Origin of the sequence: Streptomyces sp. NPDC021080 (assembly GCF_044333225.1) — a bacterium.
In the GTDB taxonomy this organism is placed as follows: domain Bacteria; phylum Actinomycetota; class Actinomycetes; order Streptomycetales; family Streptomycetaceae; genus Streptomyces.
In genome coordinates this window covers 36,776-62,219 of the sequence record NZ_JBIRQM010000009.1, presented here as the reverse complement: position 1 = coordinate 62,219, position 25,444 = coordinate 36,776, and the positions used below count along the sequence as shown (strand labels likewise).

At 73.6% G+C, this 25,444-nt stretch carries 28 protein-coding genes; 12 read left to right on the top strand and 16 right to left on the bottom strand.

Annotated elements, in window-relative coordinates; all coding sequences use genetic code 11:
* Window positions 1-68: 68 nt before the first annotated feature.
* Both ACH4S8_RS22845 and ACH4S8_RS22840 read right to left on the bottom strand, forming a co-directional pair.
* The gene (locus ACH4S8_RS22845; RefSeq protein ID WP_398396827.1) at window positions 69-2,003 is read right to left on the bottom strand and encodes an FUSC family protein; all 1,935 of its coding nucleotides are present in this window, start codon (window positions 2,001-2,003) and stop codon (window positions 69-71) included.
* 239 nt (window positions 2,004-2,242) lie between these two features.
* The gene (locus tag ACH4S8_RS22840; protein WP_398396825.1) at window positions 2,243-3,142 is read right to left on the bottom strand and encodes a hypothetical protein; all 900 of its coding nucleotides are present in this window, start codon (window positions 3,140-3,142) and stop codon (window positions 2,243-2,245) included.
* Window positions 3,143-3,332: 190 nt separating this feature from the next.
* Between ACH4S8_RS22840 and ACH4S8_RS22835 the strand changes: the two genes are divergently transcribed.
* Window positions 3,333-3,884: an SH3 domain-containing protein gene (locus ACH4S8_RS22835; RefSeq protein WP_398396823.1), complete on the top strand. Its 552-nt coding sequence runs from the start codon at window positions 3,333-3,335 to the stop codon at window positions 3,882-3,884.
* Window positions 3,885-3,987: 103 nt separating this feature from the next.
* Here the strand turns inward: ACH4S8_RS22835 and ACH4S8_RS22830 are convergent, their stop codons facing one another.
* Window positions 3,988-4,422, bottom strand: coding sequence for a hypothetical protein (locus ACH4S8_RS22830; RefSeq protein WP_398396821.1), 435 nt, complete (start codon window positions 4,420-4,422; stop codon window positions 3,988-3,990).
* 224 nt (window positions 4,423-4,646) lie between these two features.
* On the opposite strand from ACH4S8_RS22830, the gene ACH4S8_RS22825 reads away from it, so the two are divergent.
* The 3 genes from ACH4S8_RS22825 (at window position 4,647) to ACH4S8_RS22815 (ending at window position 7,940) form a co-directional block, all read left to right on the top strand.
* Window positions 4,647-5,285 carry an NAD(P)-dependent oxidoreductase gene (locus tag ACH4S8_RS22825; protein WP_398396819.1) on the top strand — a complete coding sequence of 213 codons (639 nt, stop codon included), beginning with the start codon at window positions 4,647-4,649 and terminating at the stop codon, window positions 5,283-5,285.
* A gap of 58 nt (window positions 5,286-5,343) precedes the next feature.
* Window positions 5,344-6,507 carry a PP2C family protein-serine/threonine phosphatase gene (locus ACH4S8_RS22820; RefSeq protein WP_398397355.1) on the top strand — a complete coding sequence of 388 codons (1,164 nt, stop codon included), beginning with the start codon at window positions 5,344-5,346 and terminating at the stop codon, window positions 6,505-6,507.
* 188 nt (window positions 6,508-6,695) lie between these two features.
* The gene (locus tag ACH4S8_RS22815; protein WP_398396817.1) at window positions 6,696-7,940 is read left to right on the top strand and encodes a hypothetical protein; all 1,245 of its coding nucleotides are present in this window, start codon (window positions 6,696-6,698) and stop codon (window positions 7,938-7,940) included.
* A 57-nt stretch (window positions 7,941-7,997) separates the two neighbouring features.
* On the opposite strand, the gene ACH4S8_RS22810 is transcribed toward ACH4S8_RS22815, so the two are convergent.
* Window positions 7,998-9,245 carry an amidohydrolase gene (locus ACH4S8_RS22810; protein WP_398396815.1) on the bottom strand — a complete coding sequence of 416 codons (1,248 nt, stop codon included), beginning with the start codon at window positions 9,243-9,245 and terminating at the stop codon, window positions 7,998-8,000.
* Window positions 9,246-9,318: 73 nt separating this feature from the next.
* A complete protein-coding gene (locus ACH4S8_RS22805) occupies window positions 9,319-9,492 on the bottom strand; it encodes a hypothetical protein (RefSeq protein WP_398396813.1) in 174 nt (57 codons plus the stop codon).
* A 151-nt stretch (window positions 9,493-9,643) separates the two neighbouring features.
* Between ACH4S8_RS22805 and ACH4S8_RS22800 the strand changes: the two genes are divergently transcribed.
* On the top strand, window positions 9,644-10,987 hold the full coding sequence (locus tag ACH4S8_RS22800) for a tetratricopeptide repeat protein (protein WP_398396811.1): 1,344 nt from the start codon (window positions 9,644-9,646) through the stop codon (window positions 10,985-10,987).
* A gap of 73 nt (window positions 10,988-11,060) precedes the next feature.
* Here the strand turns inward: ACH4S8_RS22800 and ACH4S8_RS22795 are convergent, their stop codons facing one another.
* Window positions 11,061-11,837: a L,D-transpeptidase gene (locus ACH4S8_RS22795; RefSeq protein WP_398396809.1), complete on the bottom strand. Its 777-nt coding sequence runs from the start codon at window positions 11,835-11,837 to the stop codon at window positions 11,061-11,063.
* Window positions 11,827-12,384 carry a SigE family RNA polymerase sigma factor gene (locus tag ACH4S8_RS22790; protein ID WP_398396807.1) on the bottom strand — a complete coding sequence of 186 codons (558 nt, stop codon included), beginning with the start codon at window positions 12,382-12,384 and terminating at the stop codon, window positions 11,827-11,829. The genes ACH4S8_RS22795 and ACH4S8_RS22790 overlap by 11 nt, the downstream gene beginning before the upstream one ends.
* Before the next feature lie 111 nt (window positions 12,385-12,495).
* Between ACH4S8_RS22790 and ACH4S8_RS22785 the strand changes: the two genes are divergently transcribed.
* The 3 genes from ACH4S8_RS22785 (at window position 12,496) to ACH4S8_RS22775 (ending at window position 14,862) form a co-directional block, all read left to right on the top strand.
* On the top strand, window positions 12,496-13,449 hold the full coding sequence (locus tag ACH4S8_RS22785) for a L,D-transpeptidase (RefSeq protein ID WP_398396805.1): 954 nt from the start codon (window positions 12,496-12,498) through the stop codon (window positions 13,447-13,449).
* 124 nt (window positions 13,450-13,573) lie between these two features.
* On the top strand, window positions 13,574-14,194 hold the full coding sequence (locus ACH4S8_RS22780) for a hypothetical protein (RefSeq protein WP_398396803.1): 621 nt from the start codon (window positions 13,574-13,576) through the stop codon (window positions 14,192-14,194).
* A gap of 446 nt (window positions 14,195-14,640) precedes the next feature.
* A complete protein-coding gene (locus tag ACH4S8_RS22775; protein WP_037614735.1) occupies window positions 14,641-14,862 on the top strand; it encodes a hypothetical protein in 222 nt (73 codons plus the stop codon).
* Between the two features lie 93 nt (window positions 14,863-14,955).
* Here ACH4S8_RS22775 and ACH4S8_RS22770 read toward each other — a convergent pair whose 3' ends face one another.
* Entirely contained in the window at window positions 14,956-15,804 is an 849-nt protein-coding gene (locus tag ACH4S8_RS22770) for a hypothetical protein (RefSeq protein WP_398396800.1), read from the bottom strand.
* A gap of 199 nt (window positions 15,805-16,003) precedes the next feature.
* Between ACH4S8_RS22770 and ACH4S8_RS22765 the strand changes: the two genes are divergently transcribed.
* Together ACH4S8_RS22765 and ACH4S8_RS22760 are read left to right on the top strand one after the other, a co-directional pair.
* Window positions 16,004-16,318 carry a MerR family transcriptional regulator gene (locus ACH4S8_RS22765; RefSeq protein ID WP_398396798.1) on the top strand — a complete coding sequence of 105 codons (315 nt, stop codon included), beginning with the start codon at window positions 16,004-16,006 and terminating at the stop codon, window positions 16,316-16,318.
* 302 nt (window positions 16,319-16,620) lie between these two features.
* Window positions 16,621-16,824 carry a cold-shock protein gene (locus tag ACH4S8_RS22760; RefSeq protein WP_053661143.1) on the top strand — a complete coding sequence of 68 codons (204 nt, stop codon included), beginning with the start codon at window positions 16,621-16,623 and terminating at the stop codon, window positions 16,822-16,824.
* Window positions 16,825-16,986: 162 nt separating this feature from the next.
* Here the strand turns inward: ACH4S8_RS22760 and ACH4S8_RS22755 are convergent, their stop codons facing one another.
* Together ACH4S8_RS22755 and ACH4S8_RS22750 are read right to left on the bottom strand one after the other, a co-directional pair.
* Window positions 16,987-17,409, bottom strand: coding sequence for an ATP-binding protein (locus tag ACH4S8_RS22755; protein WP_398396795.1), 423 nt, complete (start codon window positions 17,407-17,409; stop codon window positions 16,987-16,989).
* A gap of 191 nt (window positions 17,410-17,600) precedes the next feature.
* Window positions 17,601-18,059, bottom strand: coding sequence for a cupin domain-containing protein (locus tag ACH4S8_RS22750; protein WP_398396793.1), 459 nt, complete (start codon window positions 18,057-18,059; stop codon window positions 17,601-17,603).
* 81 nt (window positions 18,060-18,140) lie between these two features.
* Here ACH4S8_RS22750 and ACH4S8_RS22745 point away from each other — a divergent pair, with 81 nt between their 5' ends.
* Window positions 18,141-19,073, top strand: a complete 933-nt coding sequence (locus ACH4S8_RS22745; RefSeq protein WP_398396791.1) for an FkbM family methyltransferase — start codon at window positions 18,141-18,143, stop codon at window positions 19,071-19,073.
* Between the two features lie 96 nt (window positions 19,074-19,169).
* Here the strand turns inward: ACH4S8_RS22745 and ACH4S8_RS22740 are convergent, their stop codons facing one another.
* From ACH4S8_RS22740 to modA, 3 genes are all read right to left on the bottom strand, one after another.
* Window positions 19,170-20,252, bottom strand: a complete 1,083-nt coding sequence (locus tag ACH4S8_RS22740) for an ABC transporter ATP-binding protein (RefSeq protein ID WP_398396788.1) — start codon at window positions 20,250-20,252, stop codon at window positions 19,170-19,172.
* Window positions 20,249-21,130 (bottom strand): ABC transporter permease, encoded by an 882-nt coding sequence (locus tag ACH4S8_RS22735; RefSeq protein WP_398396786.1) that lies wholly within the window; start codon window positions 21,128-21,130, stop codon window positions 20,249-20,251. The genes ACH4S8_RS22740 and ACH4S8_RS22735 overlap by 4 nt, the downstream gene beginning before the upstream one ends.
* A gap of 213 nt (window positions 21,131-21,343) precedes the next feature.
* Window positions 21,344-22,195 carry a molybdate ABC transporter substrate-binding protein gene (modA, locus tag ACH4S8_RS22730; protein ID WP_398396784.1) on the bottom strand — a complete coding sequence of 284 codons (852 nt, stop codon included), beginning with the start codon at window positions 22,193-22,195 and terminating at the stop codon, window positions 21,344-21,346.
* A 217-nt stretch (window positions 22,196-22,412) separates the two neighbouring features.
* Between modA and ACH4S8_RS22725 the strand changes: the two genes are divergently transcribed.
* A complete protein-coding gene (locus ACH4S8_RS22725) occupies window positions 22,413-22,910 on the top strand; it encodes a molybdopterin-dependent oxidoreductase (RefSeq protein WP_398396782.1) in 498 nt (165 codons plus the stop codon).
* A 22-nt stretch (window positions 22,911-22,932) separates the two neighbouring features.
* Here ACH4S8_RS22725 and ACH4S8_RS22720 read toward each other — a convergent pair whose 3' ends face one another.
* The 3 genes from ACH4S8_RS22720 to ACH4S8_RS22710 all read right to left on the bottom strand — a co-directional run bounded on the left by ACH4S8_RS22720 (window position 22,933) and on the right by ACH4S8_RS22710 (window position 25,443).
* The gene (locus tag ACH4S8_RS22720; protein ID WP_398396780.1) at window positions 22,933-23,328 is read right to left on the bottom strand and encodes a molybdopterin-binding protein; all 396 of its coding nucleotides are present in this window, start codon (window positions 23,326-23,328) and stop codon (window positions 22,933-22,935) included.
* Between the two features lie 107 nt (window positions 23,329-23,435).
* Complete coding sequence (locus tag ACH4S8_RS22715; RefSeq protein WP_398396778.1) at window positions 23,436-24,026, bottom strand: hypothetical protein; 591 nt, start codon at window positions 24,024-24,026, stop codon at window positions 23,436-23,438.
* A gap of 58 nt (window positions 24,027-24,084) precedes the next feature.
* The gene (locus ACH4S8_RS22710) at window positions 24,085-25,443 is read right to left on the bottom strand and encodes a dipeptidase (RefSeq protein ID WP_398396776.1); all 1,359 of its coding nucleotides are present in this window, start codon (window positions 25,441-25,443) and stop codon (window positions 24,085-24,087) included.
* Window position 25,444 lies beyond the last annotated feature (1 nt).

The window sequence follows — 25,444 nt, the reverse complement described above, 5'->3', positions numbered from 1 at the left end:
GTAAAGCGCTTCCGTCCCGCGCGTGGATCGGGACGGTGGCCGAATAGTCGGTGCCGGAACCTCCTGTGTCAATGCGGTGAGGCGATCGCCCGGGCCGCCGCGACCTCCTGCCGCACCGGTTCGAGGACGCTGTCGGCTGGCCCGGTGAGATCGGTGCGGACGGCGAACAGCACGTCCGTCTCGCGCAGTCCCTCGGACAGCTCCCGCAGCTGGCGCGCGATGGTGGAGATCTCGGCGGCGGACGGCTCGGCCGCGCCCTGTCTGACCCGGACCCGGGCGGCGGTCGTGGTGTCCACGATCCGTTCGACGGCGACGACGAGCGGCATCCAGGCCGCGGCGCGGCGCCCGTTCGGCGGCGGTTCGGTCAGGGCGCGCTGGAACTCCGTACGGATGGAGGAGAGGTCGCGGTACAGCCGGCGCCTGCTGCGGGCGCGGGCCGCCGGATCGGCGGCGTCCCCGAAGGCCAGCTCGACATAGCCGGCGGTGTCGGCGACCGCGTCCGCGAGCCGGTCGCCGACCCGGGCGTGCCAGCTCTCCGGCCACAGCAGGTACCCGGCCACCAGGGCGATGGCGCAGCCGATGAGGGAGTCGACGAGACGGGGGACGACGAGCCCGGTGCCCTGGTGGTTGAGGACGTCGGACAGCAGCAGGATGACCGGTGTGATGGCGGCGGTCTGATAGCCGTAGCCGCGCGGGGTCAGGGCCGGGATGAGCGCGCCGAGCACCATCAGCACGGGCACGTCCCACCAGCCGCGCGGGATCAGGGTCAGCACCGCCGCCGCGACCACGAGGCCCGCGACCGTGCCGAGGGCGCGCAGCAGGGCCCGGGAGAAGACGGAACCGTAGTCGGGCTTCATGACGAAGGTGATGGTGAGCGCGACCCAGTACGAGCGCGGCACCTCGACGGTGGAGACGAGCACCTGGCCGAGGCCGATGCACAGGGCGAGGCGGGTGCCGTAGCGCCAGGAGGCCGCCGACAGCAGGACGTCGCGGGCGGCGCGGGCGGCGCGGACGCGCAGGGCGGCGGGCCGGCCGAGGCGGTCGTCGAGGGCGTGCGGGTCGGGGGACCGGTCGGTCACGACACCGGCGGCGTGCCGCAGGGCGTGGTCGACGGCGCGCGCGGTCTCGTCGGCCGGGGTGGGCAGCCGCAGTTCGAGGGGCCCGGTGCCGCCGGTCTCGACGGTGTCGGCGAGCAGGTGGACGGCGGCGGGGACCGCGGCGGGCAGCGGCTCGCCCCGCTGGTGGGCGGCGGGGGCGGCCTCGACGACGGGGGTGAGGGCGTTCAGCTGGGCGAGCAGCCGCACGAGGTCGGGACTGCGGCCGTGGTGGAAGGCGCGCCGGGCGAGGACGAGGTCGTACGACTCGTTCAGGGACCGGGTGACGGCGAGGCGCAGGCGGTCGTAGTCGCCGGTGCCGCTCGCGGCGAGCAGGTCCGCGACCGTGCGGTAGGTGCCCGCGACGGAGGAGCGCTCCGGCACCCCCGAGCGCAGCGGCCAGGCGAGCAGGGTCAGCGCGAGGACGAGGAGTCCGCCGCCGGACATCAGCAGCGGGGCGAGCCACCAGGCGCCGGGCAGCGGAAGCCCGGCGCCGATCACGCAGTTGATGAGCAGCAGCAGCCCGGTGACGGAGGCGACGGCGCCGATCGACGAGATCATCCCGGAGACCAGGGCGACCCCGGTGACCGTCACGACGGCGACCCAGCCGTGCCCGTACACAGCGGCGCCGATCGTGATGCCGATCGCGCCGAAGAGCTGCGGGACGGCGATGTTGAGGATCCGCATGCGGTACGCGTCCGCGGTGTCGCTGATGACTCCGAACAGCGCGCCCATGGAGGCGAGGGCGCCGTACGCGGGCTGTCCGCAGGCGAGGCCGACGGCGAGGGGGAGCGCCAGGGCGACGGCGGCGCGGGCGGCGGCGGGCCGGTTGACGGGTGCCCGCTCCGGTCGGAGGTTCCTGACCAGCCAGTCGGGAGGGGTGAGGCCGATGGGGAACTCGCGGGACATGTCCCAAGTATGGCGGTTTCCCCGGGGCGGGCCCCGGCTCGGTCCCGGGAGCGGGGGTGAGTCCGGCGACGGGCGGGAGTGGTTGTTCCGGCGAGGGGCGAGGGCGGTCGTTCCGGCGGCGGACGGGTGGTCGTTCCGGCGGCCTCCGCGGCCTTCCGCAGTTCACCGGGGTCTTCCGTGCCGCCGGGTGCGCGTGTCTTCCGCGCGCCCCGTGCGAGGTCCGCGCGCCTGACGTGGCGTCAGGCGCCCACGCGGGTCGACGGCTCCGCGGGAGCGGGCCGCGGTGCCTCGGCCGGCCGGCGCCTGCGCGCGTAGGCGTGGGTGAGCGCCGCGGCCAGAGACACCGTCAGCCCCATGGCCAGCAGCAGCCAGCTGACGAACCGGAGGGTCTCGGTGAGGGCGTCGTACACCGCGCCCGCTGCCGTGCGGGACACGTCGGGCGGCAGGTCGTCGAGCGTGAGCCTGCGACCGACGATGATCGCGACACCGAGCAGCACGGCGCCCAGAGCGGTGCCGAGGCCGGTCGCGAGGACCGCCCGGCGGCGGCGCACGGCGATGACGATGCCGGCCGCCGCGAAGGCGACCGACGCCGACGGGAGCCAGAATCCGGCGACTTCGAGCACGTGGAACCCCTTCCGGAGCCGGGCCAGGTCCTCGGCCGCGAGCACGGTGATCTCGGTGTGCTCGACCGGGATCCGGGCGGCCAGCGGCATGTGGTCGTCGGTGAGCCGGCGTTTGACCTGCTCGGTGACGGGTGCGAGATCGACGGTCACCGCACCCTCGTGGTCCTCGCGCAGCGCCCGCATCACGGCGTCGTGCGCGGCCAGGTTGGCGGCCTCCCACGCCGTGCGGTACGCCTCGGTCTCGGTGAACGAGAGCACGGCGTCCCGTACGAAGTGGTTCACCGGCCCCTGGAGCCGCGGCCGTACGTGGACCTCCCGCAGGATGTCGTCGGTGACACCGGCCGCGATGGCGTCCCGGACGTCCTCGTCGGCGGCGAGGGGCGCCATGGTGGCCTCGTACCGCTCGGAGTCGCCGAGGCCGTACGTCGCCCACGCCGACAGCGCGCCGAGCGGCGCGAGGAGGCAGGCGAGCGCGATCAGCACCGCCGACAGGGCGCTCCGGACACGAGGGGACACGTCTTCAGGCAAGGCCCCCCGGACCCCGTACGCGAGCGGGCCGCCTGCAAATGGGCGCACGGGACAAGCCGTACGGGGACCCGCTCCGCGCCCGGCCCCGTGCACCCCTTGTGCCCCAAGGGCTTTGGCCGCTCGGGTGGAGCCCTCACCCGAACGGGTGTTTCCTGGATCTGGGGAGAAGGAGGCCGATATGCGCACCACCCCAGCCCCGCGGATTCTTGCCGCGGCCCTGCTCAGCGGCGGTGTACTGACCGCCCTGGCCGCCGGTCCCGCCATGGCGGCGACCGGGTCGGCGCCCACCGGCAACGGCTCCGGAAGCACCGTCTGGGGCACCGTCATCTCCCGCGGGGAGATGAACCTGCGGCTGCAGCCCAGCACCGCCTCGCCCGTCGTCGGCTCGCTCCCCTCGGGCAGCCAGGACCGGGTCGAGTGCGCGGTGAACGGGCAGAGCGTGTCCGGCACCAGCGTCTGGTACTGGCTCGTCGGCGCCCACGCCTGGGCCAGCGCGGCGTTCGTCTCCACCGACGGCCGGTCGGTGCCGAGTTGCTCGGACCCGTGCCCCGACCAGAAGGACGGGACGTGGCACAACGCGCACTGGGACAACGGCCGCAACCCGGCCGACGACCCCGGCTGGAGCGTGACCGCCTCCGGTTCCTGGACCTTCACCGTCTCCAGCGCGTGGAGCTGGACCGTGTCCGGCTCCTCCTCGAACTCCTGGGACTGGGTCCCAGGTGGCAGGTGAGTAGGTGAGTGAGGGAGACGCACGAGGCCCCGGCATCGCGCCGGGGCCTCGTGTGCCGTGCGCGCCGTTCCGCCGCACTGCGACGGAACGGCGCACTGCGGCGTCAGCTCGCCTTTCCCTCCGCGTCCTCGTGCGTGTAGTAGCGGTAGAAGGCCACCGCGTACACGCCCACCGCCACCGGCAGCGACATGAACACGGACCGCAGAACGGTCGCGTCGGTCTGGCTGTACAGGAAACCGAACGCGCAGCCCGCGAACACGGCCCACACCAGTGCGTGCGTCTCGCGCCGCATCAGCGGCGCCACCGTCCGGGCGCCCGTGTAGGCCACCGCGAACGCGATGGCGCACACGAAGCCGAACAGCACGTTCCAGCCCGTGATGGCACCGGCGTCCCGGTTGATGGCGGCGGCCCAGTAGCCGTAGACGAGTCCGCCGACGACGGGTACGGCCCATTTCGCGATCGTGTGGGTCTGTTCCCCGAAGACGTCGGTCGATCCGGATGTACCTGGTGTCCCTGACACGGGTGCGGCTTGAGCCATGGAAGGACTCCTTTCTGCTCGCCCCGTCTTCCAGGTCACACCTCGCCCCAGCCCCTGGCAACTCGGGACGGGACCCCCACGGAACCCCTCACGACCCCCGGTGAGCCCCCCCACGTCACTCCCGGTGGGACCTCCACCTCACTCCCCGGCGAGACCCCTCGCGCCACCCTCTCCACCGGCTCGCCGGGATGCGGTGATCATGGTCGCGTGCTTCGCTGAGGTGCATGAAGCTCGTACTCTTCGGTGCCACAGGCATGGTCGGCAGCCGTATCGCCACGGAGGCGTCGGAGCGCGGACACCAGGTCGTCGCGGTCAGCCGGTCCGGACAGTCCCCGGTCCCCGGGGTCACCGCGGCGGCGGCCGACGCCGCGGACGCGGCGAAGGTCGCCGAGCTGGTGGCCGGCGCGGACGCGGTGGGTTCGGCGTGCGCCCCGCCCCGCGACGGCTCGGATCCCCGTGAACCCTTCCTCGCCCTCAACCACTCCCTGGTGGAGGGCGTCCGGACGGCCGGGGTGCACCGGCTCGTCATCGTCGGCGGCGCGGGCACCCTGGAGGTCGCCCCCGGCGAGGCCGCGTGCGACCAGCCCGGCTTCCCCGAGGAGTACCTCCCCGAGGCGCTCGCCCAGCGGGACGCCCTCGACTACCTGCGGACCGACGTCGACGACCTCGACTGGACGTACATCTCGCCCGCCGCGGAGATCGGCCCCGGCGAACGCACGGGCGAGTTCAGGATCGGCGGCGACCGCATGCTCACCGACGCGGGCGGCCTGAGCCGGATCAGCGCCGAGGACTACGCGATGGCCTTCGTCGACCAGCTGGAGATGCCCGTCCACCCGCACGGCCGGATGTCGGTCGCCTACTGAGAGCACGATCGAGGAGGCGGTACGGAGAGTGGCCGACCGGAGATCCGTACGCGACCGGATTCGGCACACCCTCCGGCCGCGCGGCGGGCTGCCGGAGGCCTTCCAGCGGTCGCAGCCGCTGAAGGTGAACGGGCGCAGCGTCGCCTGGCTGCCCCCGCTGCTGCTGCTCATCGGCATCGCGCTGCTCGACGTCAACACCGCCGGCCGGTTCCGGATCATCTCCTGGCTCGTGCTCGTACCGGTCATCGCCGCGGCGATCTGCGGAGTGCTGGGCACGCTCGCCTTCGCCGGGCTGTCGCTGCTCACCTACGGCGCCGTGGACACCCAGTGGCCGCACCAGTACCAGAACGGCCTGCCCAACTTCATCCTCGTCGTGGTCGGCAGCGGCCTCGCGGCCCTCGCCTGTTCCGTCAGGCTGCGCGCCGAGCGGCGCATGCTGCACATGCGCGACATCGCCGAGACGACCCGGCGCACCGTGCTGCGCCCGATGCCCCCGGGCTGGGGCGGCCTCGACCACGCGGCCGTCTACCTCGCCGCCGACAGCGAGGCCCGGGTGGGCGGCGACTTCTACGACATCCAGCCCGGCCGGCACGGCACCCGTCTGCTGCTCGGAGACGTCCAGGGCAAGGGACTCGCGGCGGTCGAGGCGGCGGCCGCGCTGCTCGGCACCTTCCGCGAGGCGGCGTACCACGAGCCGGTGCTCGCCACGGTCGCCGCCCGGCTGGAGGTCAGGATGGGGCGGCACAACCGCTACCGCGTGGCGCTCGGACGCGACGACGGCGACCGTTTCGCGACCGGCGTCCTCGTCGCGTTCCCCGAGGACACGCCGACCACGGTCGAGGTCGTCAACTTCGGCCACGAACCTCCGCTCGTGCTCACCGCCGACGGGGTGCGGAGTCTGCCGTCCGGGCACGGACTCCCGCTCGGCATGGACGAGTTGGTGTCCACACCGCCACCGGTCCTGCGCGTTCCGCTCGCCCCCGGCGAGACGCTGCTCCTGGTCACGGACGGGGTGACCGAGGCCCGTGACGCGGCGGGCGAGTTCTTCCCGCTGCGCGACACCCTCATGAGGGCCCTGGCCCGGGACCCGCGCACCGCCGACCCGCAGCGGCTCGTCCGTCTCGTGCGCGACGGCACGCTGGACCACTGCGGCGGACGGCTCGCCGACGACACGACGATCTTCGCCGTACGGCGCCGGGCGGGCGAGGGCCGCAGGACGTAACCGGGGCGGCGGACGGGGTCCGAGAGGCCTCCGGCCGGGATCCGCCCGCTCCGAAGCCCTGGGCCGACCAGGGCGTTCGCCCGCGTCGAGGCCTTCGGCCGGACAGGGGGTCCGCCCTCTTCGCGTCCCCTCTTTGCATGCGCAGCCGTTACGGTGCTGCTGTGTCGGATCGATGGGGGAGGGAACCTGTGCCCGGAACCGTGCTGCTCCTCGCGGCCTCGCCGGTGGGCAAGGGGTGTCTGGTGGACGCGGCCTCCGTGCTCCCCGTGCTCGCGGCCGTCGCTCCGCCGGTGCTGTCGGGCACCGACACCGCGAACGTCGTCGAACTGGCCGACCCGCTGGAGCCGCAGGCCGTGCTGACCCGGCTGCGCGCGGCGGCGACGGCGTCAGGACCGCTGACCATGTTCGTGACGGGACAGCTCCAACTGGACCGCCGCCAGCGGCTTCCGCATCTCGCGCTGGCCCGCACCACCCCGGCGACGGTCCGGTACACGGCGTTCCCCTGGCGGTGGATCGCCGATGAACTCCGGCTGCGTCCACCGGGTTCGACGACCGTCTTCGTCGACCTCCACGCGGACACCGACACCTGGGAGTTCCTGGCCGGGCAGCCCCTGACGGCGGGCCCGTCGGCCGAGCTGTACGGCCGGGTCGCCGCCCCGCCGCCCCGCCGTACGGTGGCACAGCCGACGTACATGAGAGCCGTCGCCACCTTGCTCCGCAGCGGCCACCGGCCTTCGCCCGCCCAGCTCCATCAGCGGGCGCTGACGAGAGTGCCCGGCGAGGAGAGCGCCCGGCCGGGGACGGCGGACCTCGTGCTCGCGCCCGGACACGCGTGGGCCGGGCAGCCGTGGCCCCCGGCACCGGAGTTCACGACTGTCACGGCTCCACCGGCCGCCGCGCCCGCGCCCCCGCCGGCCGCCGTGCCCGTGCCGCTCCCGCCGGCCGCGGTACCCGCGTCGTCCGTGCCGCTCCCCGGCCAGGCGGATCAGCGGAGCGGCCGGCCGTCCCCCGCCGATCCCCACGGGGAGATCACCGCGGCCGTCCGGGACGGGCGCCACGACGACGCCCTCGCGCTGGCGGCACGGTGGGAGCGGGGGGCGCTGCGGACCCACGGGCCCGGGTCCGAACAGGTGCTGCACTGGATGGAGGTACGGGCGGACCTGGCGATGTTCGCGGGGGACGCGGAGCGCAGCTGCCGTGGCTGGCTCGCCCTCGCCGCGACCCGGCTGGACGCGGGGCAGGCCCCGGACGCCCCGGAGGTGGAGTCGGCCGTGGACCGCGCGCACCACCAGTGGGACCGGATCGAGGACCCGGTACGGGCCCGCGAACTCGGCGCGGAACTGGCCGGGTTGAGACGGCGCGTACCCGGACGCCGGGAGGGCGCGCTCGACCATGTCCAGCGCCAGCTGCGCCAGTTGCAGACCCAGACCTGAGCCGGCGCCGCCGCGTCCGCGCGCCCGGTCCGGGGCGGTCCCCCGGTCCGGGGGAGGTCAGCCCCCGGCCGACAGGGACGCCAGGGCCCCCGACACCAGGGTCCGTACGCCCGGCGCGACCGTGGACAGGTCGGGGGCGAAGCGGGGACTGTGGTTGCTGGGCACGGCCGCGAGCCTGGTCATGAGGTCGTCGCCGCCCGGGGCCGCGTTCCAGACGTCGGCCGGGGTGCCGGTCACGAACCAGTAGGAGTAGGGGATCCGGCCGTCCGCGAGCCGGGGGAAGTCCTCGCTGGCCATGGCCGGACCGGGGTCGAGGATCGCCGCGGCGCCGAAGACCTCGCCGTGCACGGCGGCGATCCGGCGGTCGGTGTCGGCGTCGTTGACGGTGACCGGGAAGTCGTCGCCGACGGTGACCGTGGGCTCGGCCGGGCAGCCGGCGGCCGCGCACTCGCCCGCCGCGACCCGCCGCACGGCGGCGATCATCCGCTCCCGCACGTCCGGCGACTGCGTCCGCAGGTTCAGGGCGATCCGGGCCTCGGACGGGATGATGTTGTGCCGGGTGCCGGCCTCGATCCGCCCCACGGTGAGCACGGCGGACTCCCGGGCCGCGATCTCCCGGCTGACGACCGTCTGGAGCCGCGTCACGATGTACGCGGCCGTCACCACCGGGTCGACGGTCGTCTCGGGCCGAGAACCGTGCCCGCCCCGCCCGTGCACGACGATGTCCAGGTCGGTCGAGGCGGACATGATCAGACCCGGGGAGTGCGGATACAGCCCGGCGGGGCCGGGCACCACGTGCTGGGCGAGCAGGACGTCGGCCACCGGGAAGCGTTCGTGGAGGCCGTCCGCGACCATGCGGGCCGCGCCCCCGCCGGTCTCCTCGGCGGGCTGCCCGACCAGCACCAGCGTCCCGGACCAGGTGTCCCGTCCGGCGGCGAGCGCCCGGGCGGCGCCCGCGAGCCAGGTGACGTGCAGATCGTGGCCGCAGGCGTGCATGACCCCGTCGGTCTCCGAGGCGTACGGCAGCCCGGTCTCCTCGGCGACGGGCAGCGCGTCCATGTCGGCGCGCAGCAGGACGGTGGGCCCGTCCCCGTTGCGCAGGACGCCGACGACGCCCGTACCGCCCACGCCCTCGGTCGTGTCGTACCCGGCCCCGCGCAGCCGCTCCGCGAGGGCGGCGGCCGTACGGTGTTCGCGCAGCGACAGTTCGGGATGCCGGTGCAGGTCCCGGTAGAAGTCCTCCAGGGCGGGGACCGGGAGGTCGGCGGTGAGGTCCAGCGCGGTGCGAGCGGCGGCAGAGGTCACGCGGTCACCGTAGCCGCCGTGGCCGCCGCGTACGGGGGACTCGCCGCTGTCGTATCGACGGCCGGGGAGCCCGTCACCGGCCCGCGGGGAGAGCCCGGTGCCCGGCCGTGCCGACGCCGGTGTGGGCCGCGGGGGTCTGTTCGGCCGCTCTCGCCGGGCCGACGTTCGCCGCCGTGACCAGCGCGGCGACCGCGATGACGGCGGCGAGGAGCCCTCTGGAGTAGCGCGCGGAAATACGTCGGAGCACGGTGACCTCGCAACAACAGCGGCGTATTAAGCATGCTTAATCCGGCGCTTAACGTAGAGGCTTCCGGGCTTTTGTCGCAAGAGGGCCCGGGGGATCGGACAGTAGTCAAAAGCCGGACCGGCTCAACTCGGCTTGATGGCATGCTTAGCCCATGGCGGAGCGGGACGACCCTGAGATCATCGGGCGCAGGGTGCAACAGCTGCGCACAGAACGCGGTCTGACGCAGAAACAGCTGGCGGAGCCCGTGTACACGCCCGCGTACATCTCCACCCTGGAGGCCGGCCGGGTCCGGGCCTCCGAGCCCGCGCTGCGGCACATAGCCGGTCGGCTCGGGGTGGCGTACGAGGAGTTGGCGACGGGGCGGCCCGCCCATCTCGCCACCGACCTGCGGCTGCGGCTGACGGACGCGCAGCGCACGCTGTCCACCGGAGAGGCCGAGGTGGCCGCCGGGACGTACGCCGCCCTGCTCGCCGAGGCGGAGGACCACGGGCTGGTCGCCGAACAGGCGGCGGCACTGCTCGGACTCGGCGAGTGCGCCCTGGACACGGGGGACCTGGAGACGGCGCAGCGGCGTTTCGAGGAGTCGGAGCAGCGGCTCGGGGACGCGCCGCTGCCGCAGCGGGTGCCCGCCGTGCGCGGCCGGGCGGTCTCCCACTACCTAGCCGGTGAACTCCGTTATTCCTGCTACCTGTTCGAGTCGGCCCTCGACGAGCTGAACCGGACGGGCCTGCACGATCCCGAGGCGCTGCTCCTCCTCTACACCGGGGTCATCGCGCCCTACATGGACATGGGGGCCCACGCCCGGGCCGCCCAGGCCGCCGAGTTCGCGCTCGCCCTCGCGCCGCAGGTCCAGGACCCGGCCCTGGTGGCGCGGATGCACCGGTCGGTGGCGCGGACGATGATCGCCGAGGGGCGCATCGCCGAGGCCGACGTGTCCCTCGCCAAGGCCGCCGAGCTGTACCGGCAGCTCCAGATCCGCACCGAGCTCGCCAACTGCCACTGGATGCGCGGGTACCTGTACGCCCAGAACGGCGAACTGGAGCGTGCGGAGGACGAGTTGCGTGAGGCGCAGGCCATGCTCTCGGCGAAGCGGGCCGCCCTCTACACCAGCCAGGTCGCGGTGGAACTGGCCGATGTGCTGCACCGGCGCGGCAAGTCCGACGAGGCCGGCGAACTGCTGCGGCGGGTGCTCGGCGACCTGAACTCCGAGCGGGGCGCCATCCACGCGGCCGCGGCCCACCGCCTGCTCGGGATCATCGCGGAGGACGCCCGGGACACCGAGGCGGCGGAGGAGCACTACGTACGGGCGATGAGCCTGCTGGAGCGGGCGGGAGCGGCGGGCGACCTCGCGGACCTGTGCCGGCTGCTGGGCGATCTGCTGCGTCGCACCGGCCGCGTGGAAGCGGCCCTGGACGCCTACCGTACGGGCCTCGGCCACCGCACCGCCCCGGGCACCACGACCCTCGGCCCGGCCCCGGCCCAGCCGCCCCTTTGACACCGGACGGGCCCCGGAGGGGGTGGTCTCCCCTCCGGAGCAGGCTAGAGCCGCCCGAGCCGCCCGAGCCGCTCTAGCCGCCCGAGCCGCCCGGGCCGCCCGAGCCCGAGCCGCCCGGGCCGCCCGAGCCCGAGGCTCCCGAGCCGGACGTTCCCGCGCCCGGGGCCCCCGTGCCGGCGACCGAGCCCGCCGTTGCCGTGCCCCTGTTCACCGACGCGGGGGGAGAGGCGTTGACCGAGGGCTTGATCTCGACCACCGCACCTGGCGGGAGCCGGTCGTACAGCTGCTTGGCATCGGTCATGTCCAGGCCGATCCAGCCGTGGTCCGGGTCGGAGATCTCCTTGCCGCCGGAGTCCATGGAGCCGACGTAGTCCGTCGTGCCGTCGGGCGCGGTGAGTTCGACCACCCAGGACGCCTTGAACGAGTAGCCGCCGGCGAAGCCGATCGTCTGGGAGGAGACCATCCTGACGGCCTCCTTCGCGCTGACCGTCGTCCGGACCGTCGGCGTGTATCCGGGCATGCTGTCGGAGTGGAGCGTCAGGCGGTGGCCGGCCACGGAGATCACCCGCTTGCCCAGATCGATCGTGGCGTCCGGCGGCGCGAGCGGCGGGCTCGGGGCGACGGTGGGGCTCGCGGCCGGCGGGGGCCTGTGCTGCGCCCCGCCGTCCAGGCTCACCGCGACGACCAGGGCGAGGGCGCCCGTGACACAGACACCGGCCGCGGCCAGAGCCGTACGGCGGCGGCGCCGGCGGCCCCTCGCCCGGCCGCGGATCTCCGCGCCGCTCAGCGCCGGAGGCCTCTCCGCATCGGTCGCCAACTCGCGCAGGGCGGAGGTGAGTTCATCGGACACGGTTGTCCTCCCTCTCCCCTGCGCCCGGCCCGGCCGCGGAGCCCGACGGGCGCGCGGAGCCGGCCAGGTCCGCCGAATCCTCCGAGAGCACCCGCGCCAGCGCCGCCCGGCCCCGCGCGAGCCGGGCCTTGACCGTGCCGACGGGAGCACCGGTTTCGGAGGCTACCTGCTCGACACTCAAGTCGCACAGATGGTGCAGAACGATCGCCATCCGCTGCGCCTCGGGCAGCGTGCGCAGCGCGGTCACGAGCGCGGTGCGCTCGGGCCCGGGGCCCGGCGTGTGGCCGGCGGGCGGGGTGCGCCGCACCAGCTCCAGCCAGCGGCGGGCCCGGCGCCAGCGGCTCACCGCGAGCCGCGTCGCCACCGTCCGTATCCACGCCTCGGGAGCACCGTCGGCGAGGAATTCCTGCCGCCGGTCCCAGGCGCGGACGAACGCCTCCTGGACGACGTCCTGCGCCTCGCCGTGGTCCCCCGTGAACGCGTACAACTGGCCGGTCAGCCGGGGGAACGCGGTCGCGTAGAACGCGTCGAACTCTTCCTCGGTCATGCCCCCCGCCCGAAGGTCCGCGGATTTCCCGGCCGGATGCAACCGGGCCGTCCCCGCCGCGCGTACAGGTCCCGTACGTCGCACATCGAAACACACCACAGGGGGATCACCATGACCACGGGACTGCGAGGCCGCAGAGGCCGGTTGGCCCGCGCCTGGAGCGCGGCGGCCGTGTGCGCGCTCGCGCTCGCCGGGTGCTCGGCGCAGGCGGCGGCCGACGGCGGGGGCGAGCGGACCGGGCAGGGCGGCAGGCCCGCCGCCACCGGAACCGCCGGTGCCACGGGCACGGCCCGGCCGAAGCCTTCCGCCACAGCGCCCGAGTCTTTGCCGGGCGCGCACGTCAACATCGCCGACGGGCAGACCGTGGGGGTCGGCATGCCGGTCTCGGTGACCTTCGACCGTCCGATACCCGTGGCCGAACGGGCCCATGTGGAAAGGCAGTTGAAGGTGACGGCCGATGTCGAGGGGTCCTGGGGGTGGGTCAAGGACCGTAACCTCGCCGACGGGCAGCGCGTCGACTTCCGGCCCCGCACGTACTGGAAGCCCGGAACGGCGGTCACCGTCCGGGCCGGAGCCGGAATCACAAGGCATTTCACGGTGGGCCGCTCCCTCGTCGCCACAGTGGATGTGCGTACACACTTCATGACGCTCGAAACGGCCGGATCGTCGCGCCGCGTCCCCATCACCGCGGGCGCGCCGGGCATGGACACCTGGAACGGCACGATGGTCGTCTCCGACAAGGCGTCGAAGGTCTTCATGGACTCGAGGTCGGTCGGCTACGGCGACCAGTACCACGGTTACTACTACTACGCCGTCCACCTCACCACCTCGGGCACCTACCTCCACCAGAACCCGAAGGCGAACACCTACGGCGGCCGTCAGAACGTCACGCACGGCTGTGTCGGACTCGCCACCGGCGGCCCCGCGAAGCGGTTCTTCGACGAGGTCATCCCCGGCGACGTCGTCAAGGTCACCGGCTCCAAGGAGACGGTCGCCGTCGGCAACGGATACGGCGACTGGAACCTGGACTGGGACCAGTGGCGGGCGACGAGCGCGCTCGCCTGACGCCCGTCCCCGCGGAACGTCCCCGGCCGGTGTCGTCCGGCCGGCGGGCGCCGGGAGTCTCCACGGGGGAGCGGCGCCCCTGCACCGTCCGAACACCGTCCCCATCACGAGGAGTTGTCCGTTCATGGCAGGTATGAAGAAGTGCGTGGCGGCCGCCGCGGTCGCCGTCGCGCTGCTCACGGCGCCCACGGCGGCGTACGGCGCCCCGGCCCGGAAGGCGGCGCCCGCCGCCGCCCGCACGGCGGCCACCGCAGCCCGGTCGGCGCACGTCAGCGTCCTCTCGGCGCACGCCCGCGCCCTCCCGGTCGCCAGGACCGCGCCCACGGCCCGGATCGTCGCCCCGGGCGAGCACGTCGAGGAGCCCGGCGGCGCCGAGTTCTGGCTGACGCCCGAGGGCAAGCACTGGACGACGCCCGACGACCCCGATCCCCGGTTCAGGAGCGTGGTCGACGGGAACATCGACCTCGGCACGCCCGGCGTCTCGGCGCAGACAGAGGGAACCGCCCAGGGGCACTACACGCTCTCCGGTCTGTACTACGGCGGCAAGGGCACCGCCTCGCGCGTCACGGTGCGGACCACGGCCGGGACCCTGCACGCCAAGCTCCTGGAGCTCGCGGGCGACCCCGGCTGGGGCGTCTGGTACGTCAGCACCGACCTGTCCGCCCCCGGCGAGGACTTCGCCGTCCACCACGTCGTCGTCCGCGACACCGCGGGCCAGGTCTACTCCCGGCTGGACCTGAGCTGATCCGATCCGAGCCGATCCGAGCCGATCCGAGCTGATCCGAGCCGGGCCGATCCGAGCCGGTCCGGGCCGATCCGGGCGCACGGGCGCGGGAGCCGGCCGCTCCGGCCGGCTCCCGTACCGGGAGTGCGCCGGCGTGCGCCCCTGGTGGCCGCGGCCGGGGCGGCGGCCCGGCGGTCCCGGGCCCGGCGATCCGGGCTCGGGACGCGCCGTCGTGGCTTGTCCGGTGCGCGACAGGCTCGCCCGGCGGACGGCTTCGCACACCGGAAAGATCGAGGAGTCGGCGCCCCGACGGCTGACCTCGGTGAACGCGCTGCCGGCCCGGCAGGGACGGCGCGAGAGGGGGCCGGCCCGCCGTGTTCCGTAGTCCCCGCGGACGCCGAGTCGGAGTGCGATCGAGACCATCGAGCCCTACCGCCCGCCGGAATAGGGCCCATACTGGATTCACGATGAGTAAATCCTCTGCGCCCCGGCGCCACCTGCCCACCAGCCCCTTCGCTGCACCCGTCGTCCCCGTGGCCAAGGAGTTCAGCCTCGGAGACCGCGTCTCCCACGACCAGTACGGCCTGGGCACGATCGTCGGCGTCGAAGAGGGCATCGCGATGCTCGTCGACTTCGGCGCCCGCCAGGTCCGCGTCCTGAGCCCCTACACCCGGATGGACCGGCTCTGAACCGCACACACTGACACCGCCGGCCCGCGGTAGCCGCTTCTTCGCAGGCTGCCCGGGCCGCGGTGTGTCCAGGGGGCCCGCGGGCGTCGTTCCTCAGCCCTGGGTCGGGGCGGGCGACTTCCCCGCCAGGACGTCCTGCAGCCGCTTCGTGCCCGCCTGGACCGCCTGCTCGGTGGACTGGTGATCGGTGCCCGAGAGTCCGCCGTTGGTGAGGGACAGGGCGCTGTCGCCGACCCGCACCGCCGCGAAGTCCAGCGTCAGCGTGTCGGGGTCGCCCTCCAGCTCACCGCTCATCGTGACCCGCAGACCCTGGCGGGCGTCCCCCGCATCGGGCAGATGCGTCTCGATGACCTGCACGGTCTGCCGGTCGCCCTTGCCGTTGACGGCCGTGAACTGGTCGCACACGTCCGGCAGCGTCGCCAGCCACTTCAGCTGGGCGTCCAGGGAGCTCTTCCCGTACGAGGCGACCTCGTAGCGCATCTGCGCGTCGTTGGAGCTGTCGTCGAAGCCGGTGACGGCACCGGCGCCCTGCGGCGTGCCCAGCAGGTCCTCCTTGTACAGGCCGTCCAGCAGCTTCTGGCACTGCGCCGCGTTCCCCTTGTCCGTGACGAACGCCGAGGCGTCGACCTTGCTCTTGAGCAGCACGTCGTGCCAGGCCGCCACGCCCTTCGACTCGTCCCACTGCGACCCCAGGTCGGAGTTGGTGATCAGCGCCGTCTGCGCCTCGCTCCTGGTGAGCGTACGGACGGACGCGGAGGGTGAGGGGGACGCGGCGCCCGGCTCCTCGGCCACGGGAGAGGCCGGGACCGTGGACGCGGGCGACGCGGGGGAGTCCGTACGGCCCGAGCCGCTGCCGTCGCCTCCGCCGTTCGAGCAGGCGGCCGTCGAGAGCAGCATCCCCGCGGTCAGGGCGGATGCGAGGAGACAGGACGGACGGATCATGCGAGGGCCTCCCGAGGACGGTCCCGAGGTCGGGCTGTGTCCCTCCACGCCACCACCGGCCACGGTCCCTCACCAGCCGCACCGGGCCGTCCGGGTGAGTGCGGAGCGCGGAGCTCACCGGCCCGGTGCCCGGATCCAGGCCGCCACCGGCCGGGATCTGCCAGAGTGGGAGGTGATGCATGCGCCCCAGGGAAGCACCATGAGCCCCACCGACCGGTTCGAAGACGACGACTACCCCGCCTACACGATGGGTCGTGCGGCCGAGCTGATCGGCGCCACCCCCGCGTTCCTGCGGGCGGTCGGTGAGGCCGGACTGATCACCCCCCTCCGTTCCGAGGGCGGCCATCGCCGCTACTCCCGCAACCAGCTGAGGGTCGCGGCCCGCGCCCGGGATCTCGTCGACCAGGGCACGCCCGTCGAGGCCGCCTGCAGAATCGTCACGCTGGAGGACAGCCTGGACGAGGCTCTGCGGATCAACGCGGAGCTGCGCGGCTCGACACCGCAGGACGCCTGAACAGGCCCTCAGGGGCCCACCGGGGGCGTTTCCCGGGCGTCCTCGAATACCTGCACCGGTCGACGCCGGAATATCTGTACCGGCCGGTGCAGAATTTGCTGCGCGAGCCCGCGAGGTTTTGGTATTCCCCATGGCGGGGTGAGATAGTGCGCCCGCTTCGAGACGTTCAGCGTGCTACTGTCGATTTCAGTTGCAGTTGTGGTTCCCAAAGATTTTCCGGTGCATTCCGGTTGGGGCTTCATTGCGGCGACGCGGGTCCGCGCAGTGTGGACCTTCGAGCTTAGCCCCCAAGGAGATTTGACATGGCTACTGGCACCGTGAAGTGGTTCAACGCGGAAAAGGGCTTCGGCTTCATCGAGCAGGACGGCGGCGGCGCCGACGTCTTCGCCCACTACTCGAACATCGCCACTTCCGGCTTCCGTGAGCTCCAGGAAGGCCAGAAGGTGAGCTTCGACGTCACGCAGGGCCAGAAGGGCCCGCAGGCGGAGAACATCGTCCCCGCCTAGTCAGGGACACCGGATGGCCGGGGTCCGCACCGCAAGGTGCGGGCACCGGCCATCCGTTTTTTGTGGTCATTGAAATTCCGATGAATTTTCGGTGCCCATTCCCCTTTTCGGTGACGCCAAACCCGGATCAGCGGCGTCAAACCCGGATCATGGGACGCCCCGTCACCGCACCGCCAGGACCGCGCGCACGGTCTTGCCGCCGAAACCCGTGCTGACGATCTCCAGGCTGTGGGCGAGCTGCTGGACCATGGCCAGGCCCCGGCCGCTCTCCGATTCCGCGTCCAGCGCCCCGATCCGAGGCCGCCCGGGACTGTCGTCGTGCACCTCGACCGTCACCCGCCCGTGTCCCAGCTGCAGCCGCAGCCGGCATCCGCTGCGGCCGTACCGCACGGCGTTGGCGACGAGCTCGGAGGCGATCAGTGTGGCGTCGTCGACCTGGTCCGCGGTCGGCGACGCGAGCCGCGGCCGTGGCCGGGTCAGGAACGCCGTCGTCAGCTTGCGGGCCCTGCCCGCCGAGACGGCCGTACGCGGCAGTGTGTACTCCACGCGGGCGGTCGGCCGGACGGTGCGCTGGTGCGCACGCATGACTGACACCTCTCTTCCCCCTCCCAGGACGACCGGTACCCGGCCGGCGGCTCCGTCCCCGCGGCCGGGACCCCGCGCTCGACGGTGCGCGGACGGCCCTGCTCTCGGGTGATGCCCCACCGGGGCGATCGGCAACCAACGACCTGCGTCACAAAGCCGCCACGGGATCCCCGGGGCGGCCCGACGGACCGTCAGCGCCCTGAGTCCAGAAGCCGGAAGTCGTCGTAGTCGAAGCCGGGCGCCACCACGCAGCTGACCAGAACCTCCTCGTCACCGGCCGGCCGGGCGGACTGCCAGACGCCTCCGGGGACGAGGACCTGGGGACGCTCCCCCGCCTCGACGCGGGGGCCGAGGCGCACGACCTGCGGGGTGGACTGGGGACTGTCGCCGTCGCCGCCGAGCAGGACGTCGAGCGGACCGCCGCGGTGCCACAGCCAGAGCTCGTCCGAGCGGACGGTGTGCCAGGCGGAGGTGTCACCGGGCGTGAGAAGGAAGTAGATGGCGGAGGCGGCGGCGCGGGGGCCGGGGTAGCCGTCGGGCAGGAACGCCTGCGGCGCGGTCCAGGTCTCGACGAACCAGCCGCCTTCCGGGTGGGGGCTCATGCCCAGTGCGGCGGCCAGTTCCGGGATCCCGGTCTCAGGAGAAGTCACCCCCTGCCTCTATCACGCGGCTGAAGGGCGGTTCAACCAACTGCCGGTGGACGCGCGGGGATGTCTGACAGGGTGTGGTTCATGGCGACCCTTCACAGAAAGCTGCTAGGTCTGCTTCCCCGGGTCGGGGTGCAGGTGCTGGACCTCGGATCGGGAGCCGCGGTGGTCTACCGGCGCGGGGTGCGCAGACGCGTCGCCCTGGGCAAGGGCGCCGATCTGGTGCTGCGCGGGCGGACGGCGGCCTGGAAGCAGGTGCCGCTCGGGGGCACCGGTGCCCGTCTCCTGCTCGACGAGAAGGAGACGGCGGCCGACGAACGCAAGTTCCAGCTCTCGGCCGCCTCCTATCTCTGCGGGCAGCACGTCACCGCCCTGCTGGACCGGTACGCGGTGAACTGCGTCCTCGACGTCGGCGCCAACTCCGGTCAGTACGGGCGCCAGTTGCGCCGCCTCGGCTACACCGGCCGGATCGTCTCCTTCGAGCCGACCGCGGAGGCCTTCGAAAAGCTCCGGCAGGCCGCAGAGGGCGACCCCGACTGGCAGGTGCACCGGATCGGTCTCGGCCGGGAGGACACCACCCAGTCCATCCACGTGGGCTGGAACACCATGAACTCCCTTCTTCCGCCCAGTGATTACGGCAAGGGCCGCTACAAGCGCTTCGCCAGGACCCGTACCGAGGAGATCGAGGTCCGCCGTCTCGACGGGATGATGGACACGGCACTCGCCGGGATCACCGACCCCCGTCCCTATCTGAAGATGGACACCCAGGGCTACGACCTGGAGGTGTTCGCGGGCGCCGGGGAGCGCGCGGCGGAGTTCGTCGGGATGCAGTCGGAGGTCGCGACGCTGCGGCTGTACGAGGGCAGTCCCCGCATGGGCGAGGCCATCGCCGTGTACGAGGAGCGCGGCTTCGAGATCACCGGCATGTACCCGGTGTCGCGGGAGGAGGCGACCGGCCGGGTGGTGGAGTTCGACTGCGTGATGGCCCGCGCGACGGCCGTCCCGGCGGACACGTAGCGGCGCACCGACGGGTGCGGCGGCGCGGGCCGCCGGTCCCGGTGGCGGGCGGCCCCCGCGAGGGGCGGACGTCGCGCCTGCCGCGGCACCGGCCTCCTAAGCCGGATAGGCGTGTGTCTGGGCCGCCTTCACCGTGGCCCAGACGGGCGAGCCCGCGTGCAGGCCGAGTTCCGCCGCCGCGACCGTCGTCAGGTCGGCGGCGAGCGGGAGTTCCCCGGTGAGGGCCACCCGGATCTGGTCCCCGTGCGTCTCCAGCCCCGCGACCCGGCACTGCCACAGGTTGCGGGCGCTGGAGCCGGTGGGGCGGTCGCGGTGGAGCGTCACGGCGCCCGGCGGGAACGCCACGAAGACGGGCCCGTCGAGCCGCTCGGTCGTGGTGATCGCGGGGCCCGCCTCCAGCCGTACGGTGTGGCCCCCGGCCTCGCCCCGGTAGAGGTTGAGCCCGACGAGCTGGGCGATGTAGTCGGTGCGGGGCCTGCGGGCGATGTCCGAGGGGCCGCCCTCCTGGACCACCCGGCCGTCCTCGACGACCACGAGCCGGTCGGCCAGCACCATCGCGTCCAGCGGGTCGTGCGTCACCAGGACGGCGACGGCCTCGAAGTCGGCCAGATGGTGCCGGAGCTGGGCCCGCACGTCCAGCCGCGTACGGGCGTCGAGCGCGGCGAGCGGTTCGTCGAGCAGCAGCAGCCGGGGGCGGGTGGCCAGGGCGCGGGCGACGGCGACCCGCTGCGCCTGTCCGCCGGAGAGCCGGCGCGGCCTGGTCCCGGCGAACTCGGCGAGGCCCATGCGCTCCAGCCAGACGGCCGCCTCGGCCCGGGCCCGCGCCTTGGGCACGCCCTGGCAGCGCGGCCCGAAGGCGACGTTGTCGAGCGCGGACAGATGCGGGAAGAGCAGGTAGTCCTGGAAGACGACGCCGACGGGGCGTGATTCGGGCGGCGTACGGTCCAGACGGGCGCCGTCCAGCCGCAGCCGGCCGCCCTCGGACAGCGGGGTGAGCCCGGCCAGCGCGCGCAGCGCGGTCGTCTTGCCCGCGCCGTTCGGACCGAGCAGGGCCACGACCTCGCCGGGGGCGGCGGACAGTTCGATGTCGAGGACGAACGTGCCGCGCCGGACGACGAGACGGGCGTCGAGACCCGTACCGGACGGCTCCGCGGTCGTGGCCGGCTCCGCCCCGCTCATGAGGCCGCCGTCATCCAGCGGTCCCGCAGTCCGGCGAGCACCGCGACGGACACCAGGAGCAGGACGAGACTCAGGGCGATCGCGGCGTCCGGGTCGCTCTGCAGGGCCAGGTAGACGGCCAGTGGCATGGTCTGGGTGCGGCCCGGGAAGTTGCCCGCGAAGGTGATCGTCGCGCCGAACTCGCCGAGGGCGCGGGCCCAGGCCAGGACGGAACCGGCGGCGACGCCCGGTGCGATGAGGGGCAGGGTGACCCGGCGGAACGCGGTGAAACGGGAGGCGCCGAGGGTCATGGCGGCCTCCTCGTACCGCGGGTCGGCCGCCCGCAGGGTGCCTTCCACACTGATCACCAGGAAGGGCATGGCCACGAAGGCCTCGGCCACGACCACCCCGGCCGTCGTGAACGGCAGGGTGATCCCGAACCACGCGTCGAGGAGCCTGCCCACGACGCCGTTGCGGCCGAGGGCCAGCAGCAGGGCGACACCGCCGACGACCGGGGGCAGGACGAGGGGCAGGGTGACCAGGGCCCGGACGAGTCCGCGCCCGGGGAACTCCGTGCGCGCCAGCAGCCAGGCGAGCGGCACCCCGAGCACCAGGCAGACCGCGGTGGCCGCCGTGGCCGAGAACAGGGAGAGCCGGAGGGCCTGCCAGACCTCGGGCTTGGCGAGCTGGTCCGGCAGGCTGCGCCAGGGCGCCCGTACGAGCAGCGCGAACAGGGGGAGGAGCAGGAACGCGAGCCCGACGAGGGCGGGCAGCAGCAGGGGAAGCGGTGTCCCGCCCCGCACCCGGCCCGGCGTCCGGCCGCGCCCGGGCCGCGGCCCACCCGTGAGGGTGTCGGCCGCGGCGGCGGACGTGTCGGGCGAGGTCACGGGATCACTCATGGCTTCAGGAGACGGGGTTCGGGCGACCGCTTCAAGAGGGCGGGCCGCACGGGACGGGTGCCGTGCGGCCGGCGCCGGGAGGCGGAGGGACGGAGAGGACGCGCGCCGGGAGACGGACGGCCGCGGCGCGCGCCGGTACGGCCGGCGAAGGCGCGCGCCGGTGCGGCCGGGCGGTGACGGCGCGTGCCGGGACGGGCGTACCGTCCGGTGGGGTCAGGACGTGGGCTTCAGGAAGCCGGCGTCCGTCAGCACCTTCTGGCCCTCCGCGGACCGCACCAGCTCGATGAACGCCTTGGCCGCGGCCGTGTTGGGAGCGTCCTTGAGCAGGGCGATCGGGTAGTCGTTGATGGCGTCGGCGGACTCGGGGAACTCCACGCCCTCCACCTTGTCACCCGCGGCCTTCACATCGGTCTTGTACACGACCGCGGCGTCGGCCTCCTTCAGCTCCACCTTGGTCAGGGCGCTCTTGACGTCCTGCTCGTAGGAGACGGGGGTGAGCTTCAGCTTGCTCGCGTCCAGCGCCTTCTGCGCGGCGGCGCCGCACGGCACGGTCTTGTCGCACAGGACGACCTTGAGGCCGGACTTGGTGAGGTCCTTGAGCGAGGCGACCTTGTCCGGGTTGCCGGGCAGGGTGGCGATCTCCAGCTGGTTGCGCACGAAGGTGGCGGGGGTGGTCGCCGCGTCGCCCTTGTCGGTCACGATGGCCATCGTCTTCGGGCTGGCCGCGGCGAAGACGTCCGCCGGGGCGCCGCCCGTGATGCTCGCCGCGAGGCTGTCGCTGCCGCCGAAGCTGAAGGTGACCTTGGTGCCCGGGTGGGCCTTCTCGAACTGCCGGCCGAGGGCGGTGAAGCTCTCCTTCAGGGAGGCGGCGGCGAACACGGTCACCGTGCCGGAGAGCTTCGGCGAGGAGGACGAGGAGGACGACTTCGTCGTGTCCGAGGAGCCGGACGACTTGTCGTCGGAGGAGGAGCAGGCGCTCAGGGCCAGCAGCGCGGCGGCACCGGCGCCGGCCAGCTGCAGGGTCCGGGTGGTGCGGCGGTTCCGGCGCGCGGGTCGGGTCGTCACGGATCTACTCCCTCGAAGACTCTGAGGCTCGCTGAAGCCTCCGTCGTGATCCTCAGTCCTGGGCTCACGTTCTGCTATGGCCTGATCATACTTCCGCATATGCAAGCTGTAGGTCTCCTGTCGCATTGCATGAGCTGTGCCCACAGGCTTCGGATGTACGCATGTGCGTTTGCCTCGGGCCGCCCGCGGGGTACGGTCCACCGGGAGGTGCTGTCCAGTGAGCCAGTCCCTGACCCAGCCGACGCCGCCGGCTCCCCCGCTCGCGGAACTCGCCCTGACCGGTGACCTCGCCCGTCCCGCCCTGCTGACCGTGCCCGATCTGTTCGCCTGGCCCCAGCACCGGGTGCGGGTCGCCTTCGAGTGCGCCACCAGCGGAGTGCGCCACCACGGGTTCGAGGGTCCGCTGCTGCACGACGTGCTCCGGGACGCCGGCCCCCGCTTCGATCCCTCCCGCCGCAAGGACCGGCTGCGCTTCCTCATCGCGGTGGCGGGCGCGGACGGCCATCACGCGCTGCTCACCTGGGCCGAGATCGACCCCGACTTCGCGGACGCCCCGGTGCTGCTCGCGGTCGGCATCGACGGCACCCCGCTGGACCGGGCCGGCCCGCAGCTCGTCCTTCCGCAGGACCGGTGCGGGGCCCGGCACATCAGCGGGATCAACACCATCAGGGTGGACGGCTGTTACCCGTCCTGGCCGGAGGGGACCACCGGCTGACCGTCGGCGGCGCCGGGCGGTCTCAGGCGCGGTCGATGTGCACGCTGGTCGACTTGACCCTGGCCGTGGCCTCCACACCGACCTCCAGGCCCAGTTCCTCGACGGCCTCCCGGGTCAGCAGCGAGACCAGCCGGTGGGGGCCGGCCTGGATCTCCACCTGGGCCGCCACGTCGCCGAGTTTGACGGCGGTGACGATGCCGGGGAAGGAGTTGCGGACAGAGGTGGAGGACGTGACGCCCTCCTCGCCACCGGTCCCGGCCAGCTCCACCGAGAACGCGGCGAGGTCGCGGCCCTCGATGAGGCGCCGTCCGCTCTCGTCCCGGTGCGTGGCCACCCGTCCGGCGTCCGCCCAGCGGCGGGCGGTGTCGGGGCTCACGCCGAGGAGCCGGGCGGCCTGGCCGATGGTGTAGGACTGCATGGGCGCGACGATAGGCAGGTGCTTCACGCCCCTGCAAGCCGAACCCCGGGCGCGGCGCGAGCCGTTGTGAACAGGGCGGAAGGCCCCGCGCCCGGTCGTGGCCGCCGTCAGCCGAGGCTCGGCGTCTCCGTGCGGATCACCTTGATGTGCCGCGCCCAGAACGCGCCGAAGGCCTTCTCGAGGATGGGCCCGGCCGTCGCCGGACGGTCGACGCCGAAGACCACGTAGCCGTGGACGTCGGGACCCACCTGGTTCAGCCGGAACCGGCCGTCCCAGCGGTCCATGTCGTCGCCGACCTCGTCGACGAAGGCCATGAGCCGCCGCTCGGTGATGTCCGTGTCGTGGATCCGCACCTTCAGCCCCTTCTCGGCGTGGGCGCAGAGGTCCGCGTCGAACGCCTTGGAAGGGATGCGGTACACGTCCACGGCGTTGTGGCGCTCGTCCACGGACACGCCGGTGTAGACGTTCTTGTGGCGTCCCTTGCCGATCCTGTCGGCGTAGGCCGCCGTCCGGAGCACCGCGGACTCCCTGCCGGGCAGCGTGTGCGCCGGCCGGGTGCCGGAGCACACGGCCGTGTGCTCCGCGACGGGTGCCCGCTCGCCCCCCGTGCCGGCGGCGGAGCCCTGAATCGCCACCAGTGCCACGGCGGTCGCCGCCACGACACCGCCGGCCGTCCTCATCCTGTTCCGTCCGTCCATGTGGTCCTCCCCGTCCGCCGTCCGGTCGGTACGGGGACGCGCGGGCCGGGGGATTCGTTCAGCGGCCGTGCTCCCCGGCGTCCGCGTAGGCGCGCAGGAAGAGCGCCTCGACATGGGCCATGTGCTCGATCTCGGCCGGGTCGACGCTCTCGTTCGGCGCGTGGATGAGGCACCTGGGCTCCTCCACGCCCATGAGGATGATCTCGGCGCGGGGGTAGGTCTCGGCGAGGACGTTGCACAGCGGGATGGAGCCGCCCTGGCCGAGGAAGGCCATGGGCCTGCCGTAGACCTCGTTCATGGCGCGGCCGAGCGCCGCGTAGGCGGGGCCGTCGGTGGCCGCCCTGAAGGGGGCGCCGGTGCTCTCGTCCTCGACGCCCACCCGCACTCCCCAGGGCGCGGCCTCGGTGAGGTGCCGGGTGAGGGCCGCGCGGGCGGTCGCCGGGTCCGTGCCGGGCGGGATCCGCAGGCTCACCCGGGCCCGTGCGGTGGGCGGTACGGCGGCGGTGGAGCCGACCACCGGGGGGCAGTCGATGCCGAGGACGGTGACGGCGGGGCGGGCCCACAGCCGGTCGGCGACCGTGCCGGTTCCGGTGAGCCGGACGCCGTCCAGCACTCCGGCGTCGGCGCGGAACCGCTCCTCGTCGTAGCCGGCGCCCTCCCAGGTGCCCTCGCAGTCGAGTCCTTCGACGCGGGTGGCGCCGGTGGCCGGGTCGCGCAGGGTGGACAGCAGCTGGATCAGCGCGGCGAGCGCGTCCGGGGCGGGGCCGCCGAACATGCCCGAGTGGATCTCTCCGGCCAGCGTGTCGACGGTGACGACGACGTCGGCGAGTCCGCGCAGGGTGACGGTGGCGGTGCCCGTGCCGACCTCGGCGTTGCCGGTGTCGCACACCAGCAGCGCGTCGGCGAGGAACTGCTCCGGGTGCTGGGTGACGTAACGCTCCAGTCCGCCCGTGCCCTGCTCCTCCGAGCCCTCGGCGACGAACTTCAGGCCGACCGGGATGTCGTCCCCGAGCGCCCGCAGGGCGGTCAGGTGCATCACGATGTTGCCCTTGCAGTCCGCGGTGCCGCGCCCGTACCAGCGGCCGTCGCGTTCGGTGAGGGCGAAGGGCGGTGTGCTCCAGGCGTCGTCGTCCAGCGGCGGCTGCACGTCGTAGTGGCAGTACAGCAGGACGGTGGGGGCGCCGGGCGGCGGCGGGCGGTGGCCGATGACGGCGTGGCTCCCGTCGGGCGTCTCGGCGAGATGGACGTCGCGCAGCCCGGCCCCGGTGAAGGCGTCCGCCACCCACTGCGCGGCCCGCCGGCACTCCTCGGGCGGGTACTGGCGCGGGTCGGCGACGGACGGGATCGCGACCAGCTCGGCCAGGTCCGTCCTGGCCCGGCTCATCAAGCCGGCGATCTTTCCGGCGAGTTCGGACATG

Excerpts from the sequence above, each read along its gene's own strand:
- ACH4S8_RS22845 (WP_398396827.1), bottom strand. The coding sequence starts at position 2,003 with ATGTCCCGCGAGTTCCCCATCGGCCTCACCCCTCCCGACTGGCTGGTC.
- ACH4S8_RS22835 (WP_398396823.1), top strand. The coding sequence starts at position 3,333 with ATGCGCACCACCCCAGCCCCGCGGATTCTTGCCGCGGCCCTGCTCAGC.
- ACH4S8_RS22830 (WP_398396821.1), bottom strand. The coding sequence starts at position 4,422 with ATGGCTCAAGCCGCACCCGTGTCAGGGACACCAGGTACATCCGGATCG.
- ACH4S8_RS22825 (WP_398396819.1), top strand. The coding sequence starts at position 4,647 with ATGAAGCTCGTACTCTTCGGTGCCACAGGCATGGTCGGCAGCCGTATC.
- ACH4S8_RS22800 (WP_398396811.1), top strand. The coding sequence starts at position 9,644 with ATGGCGGAGCGGGACGACCCTGAGATCATCGGGCGCAGGGTGCAACAG.
- ACH4S8_RS22790 (WP_398396807.1), bottom strand. The coding sequence starts at position 12,384 with ATGACCGAGGAAGAGTTCGACGCGTTCTACGCGACCGCGTTCCCCCGG.
- ACH4S8_RS22785 (WP_398396805.1), top strand. The coding sequence starts at position 12,496 with ATGACCACGGGACTGCGAGGCCGCAGAGGCCGGTTGGCCCGCGCCTGG.
- ACH4S8_RS22780 (WP_398396803.1), top strand. The coding sequence starts at position 13,574 with ATGGCAGGTATGAAGAAGTGCGTGGCGGCCGCCGCGGTCGCCGTCGCG.
- ACH4S8_RS22775 (WP_037614735.1), top strand. The coding sequence starts at position 14,641 with ATGAGTAAATCCTCTGCGCCCCGGCGCCACCTGCCCACCAGCCCCTTC.
- ACH4S8_RS22770 (WP_398396800.1), bottom strand. The coding sequence starts at position 15,804 with ATGATCCGTCCGTCCTGTCTCCTCGCATCCGCCCTGACCGCGGGGATG.
- ACH4S8_RS22765 (WP_398396798.1), top strand. The coding sequence starts at position 16,004 with ATGAGCCCCACCGACCGGTTCGAAGACGACGACTACCCCGCCTACACG.
- ACH4S8_RS22760 (WP_053661143.1), top strand. The coding sequence starts at position 16,621 with ATGGCTACTGGCACCGTGAAGTGGTTCAACGCGGAAAAGGGCTTCGGC.
- ACH4S8_RS22755 (WP_398396795.1), bottom strand. The coding sequence starts at position 17,409 with ATGCGTGCGCACCAGCGCACCGTCCGGCCGACCGCCCGCGTGGAGTAC.
- ACH4S8_RS22745 (WP_398396791.1), top strand. The coding sequence starts at position 18,141 with ATGGCGACCCTTCACAGAAAGCTGCTAGGTCTGCTTCCCCGGGTCGGG.
- ACH4S8_RS22740 (WP_398396788.1), bottom strand. The coding sequence starts at position 20,252 with ATGAGCGGGGCGGAGCCGGCCACGACCGCGGAGCCGTCCGGTACGGGT.
- ACH4S8_RS22735 (WP_398396786.1), bottom strand. The coding sequence starts at position 21,130 with ATGAGTGATCCCGTGACCTCGCCCGACACGTCCGCCGCCGCGGCCGAC.
- ACH4S8_RS22720 (WP_398396780.1), bottom strand. The coding sequence starts at position 23,328 with ATGCAGTCCTACACCATCGGCCAGGCCGCCCGGCTCCTCGGCGTGAGC.
- ACH4S8_RS22715 (WP_398396778.1), bottom strand. The coding sequence starts at position 24,026 with ATGGACGGACGGAACAGGATGAGGACGGCCGGCGGTGTCGTGGCGGCG.
- ACH4S8_RS22710 (WP_398396776.1), bottom strand. The coding sequence starts at position 25,443 with ATGTCCGAACTCGCCGGAAAGATCGCCGGCTTGATGAGCCGGGCCAGG.